General features: G+C 46.4%; 1 protein-coding gene. It reads right to left on the bottom strand.

The annotated features are described in order from the left end of the window. Nucleotides 1-178: 178 nt before the first annotated feature. Nucleotides 179-967: zinc-binding dehydrogenase (locus A3763_RS05425; RefSeq protein WP_068759932.1), on the bottom strand; the 789-nt coding region annotated here is incomplete at its 5' end.

The raw sequence follows: 967 nt of genomic DNA on the forward strand, positions 1-967 counted from the left end.
CTGCGCTTAGGGGCGGAAGTCTTGTTCCTTAAGGGTAAGCGATACCGCGTACTTGAGGGCCCGCAAGTCTATCGTGACAGCGATTCTATTAGTGTCAGTATGTTGGCTCAGTATACCTTCTAGAATATGCGAAGGCTCAGCAAGCCAATAAATGGAAGAGCCTTGCTTTCATTGTGAGTTAGGGGACTAAAATTACTTTACCAATATTCTTGCGTTGCTCGATATGCTCATGCGCTTTGGCTGCATCCTTGAAGGAAAACGTGCTATCGACATGAGGCTTGATCCAGCCTTCAGCATAGCCTTTTAGTATCTCTTTCATCCAGATATCAATCTTCTTATGTTCATGCCATAAATGCCCCATATTGACACCATATACGCCTTTGTTCTGATCCATTAAACCAAAAGGGTGATAAAAAGGTGTTTGCACAATCATCTTAAGCATATTCAACTTGCCTTTGATTCCCGAGTCGGACACAGAGGAAATACCAAACATGCCTAGTCGGCCGGTGTTAGCTAAGGCACTGTAACTTTTTTTCAGGTTATCGCCGCCAATAGGGTCTGTGATCAAGTCGACACCGCGGCTATTGGTGAGGGCGAGAAGTTCTTTCTTCCAATCCTGGGTACGGTAATCTATTGCGTGATCCAAGCCCTTTTCTTTTAAGAACTTGTGCTTCCTTGAGCTAGCAGTACCATAAATTGTAGCGCCAATATGCTTGGCGATTTCCAGTGCAGCAAGACCGACACCACCTCCCACATTGTGAATGAGAACGCTCTCATGAGCTTGTAAGCCTCCCATCGCGACGAGTAATTGGTAGGCGGTAAGGTAGTTTACGGGGATTGCTGCTGCGGCTTCGAAGGAGAGCGTTTCTGGTTTATCAAATACTTGTTGTAGGGGCACTGTGACTTGCTCAGCTTGGCCGCCAAAGCGTGTTAAGGCGATAACTTCCTTGCCTAGCCAGGATTCATC

Source organism: Oleiphilus sp. HI0128, from assembly GCF_001635365.1.